Annotated in this window: 1 protein-coding gene; it reads right to left on the reverse strand. The window is 40.5% G+C overall.

Annotated elements, in window-relative coordinates:
• Positions 1 to 280: 280 nt before the first annotated feature.
• The gene (locus R2S57_RS30300; RefSeq protein ID WP_316848645.1) at positions 281 to 1,372 is read right to left on the reverse strand and encodes an IS110 family transposase; all 1,092 of its coding nucleotides are present in this window, start codon (positions 1,370 to 1,372) and stop codon (positions 281 to 283) included.
• Between the last annotated feature and the right edge of the window lie 86 nt (positions 1,373 to 1,458).

Genomic DNA, 1,458 nt, shown 5'->3' on the forward strand with positions numbered 1-1,458 from the left:
TATGAATAAAAGCCTATAAATCGCTGAGTATAGTCAATAAATTTCCTTTGAAAGGCACCATCTTCATTTCAGAAGGTGCGCTTTCTCAGGCGTTTATTTTTTCCTTATCAAATATAGTAAAAGATAATAATTTCAGCCTCCTATTAGTAATCAAAGTTACAGGTATCCATTAGATTTAATTTAACATTCCGCTACAAACTCTTTTAAAGAAACTTAATTCAGGCTGTCTCAAGTAGTCAGGAACATTAAGGTGGAAATGCTTTTACTATATATTGTTGTTCTATTTTAGAATGCCTTTTTCATATTCTTGTTTTTTTGTCCAGATACAGTAAATTCTGGAAAGTAATTTTCTGGCGATTACGACAATAGCCCGTTTCTTTGTTCTGGTAATGATGAGTTCCTGAAACTTTAATGCCAGGGCAGGGTCAATCCTAATGGCTATCCACGCTGCCTCTATTAGTAGAGGCCTGATTGCTGAATGGTTCCTAGGGGTCATACCTCCTTTTCGGGTGTCTTCCCCCGAAGAGAACTCACTGGGGCATAGCCCGATAAAGGAATTAAAGCGTGCGAAATTATCAAAACGTTCAATGTTGCCTATTTCGGTCAGCATCGTCATGGCCGTAATGATACCAATGCCTGGGGCAGAGCTAAGCACGGTGAACATCTCGCCGTAGCGCTTACTAACGGATAGTTCCCTGATCAGCTTATTGGTTTCCAGCAAGCGCTTACGAAATACCTCCACGTCATCTACAATAAGCTTTATGGTCGTGTTAAGTGATGTTTCTGGTAGGACGATTGAACGTAGCCACTTCACAAAGTTACCTGTCCAATAGGGCTTATCATGTTCTACCGGAATGCTTATGCCCGCAATATGAAAGATTGATTTCAATGATTTTCGCCTACCCTGTAGCTGTACCTGTATCTTTTTGCGGTAACGTATCAATTGCCTATCTGCCTCGGTTGTCCGATCTGGGATATGGATGGGATTTAGCATACCTTTGGACAGGGCTATTGCCAGACGCTTGGAATCCGATGCGTCGGTCTTGCTCAGGCTGCCCTTGTTGGTTTGGGGAACGTCTGCGGGATTGACAACTATACAGTCTATGCCCAACGAACTGAGTTCTCGCTGTACCGAAAAACCACAGAAACCAGCCTCATAACAGGCTTTGTAAACAGCTCCCGGAAAATGAGAATGTAAATAATTGGCCAAAATTGAAGATTTTGACTCCTGATGAAAGGTCTGAAAGAAAATACCGCCAAGGTAAACCGTAACACTCCAGTTCTTTTTGTGAACGTCTATACCTAGATAAATGGTCTGACCGTTAAAGCTAACGCTTGATTTTTTCGGATTGGTAATTATATTTGTATCCATAGCCTATGGTGTTTTATTTTAATTTGTAGCAAATTAGTTGACTACTCATAAAAACCATAGGCTATTCTTTTATTTCATGGATACTC

It is taken from the genome of Pedobacter psychrodurus (assembly GCF_032678585.1).
Taxonomy (GTDB): Bacteria; Bacteroidota; Bacteroidia; order Sphingobacteriales; family Sphingobacteriaceae; genus Pedobacter; species Pedobacter psychrodurus_A.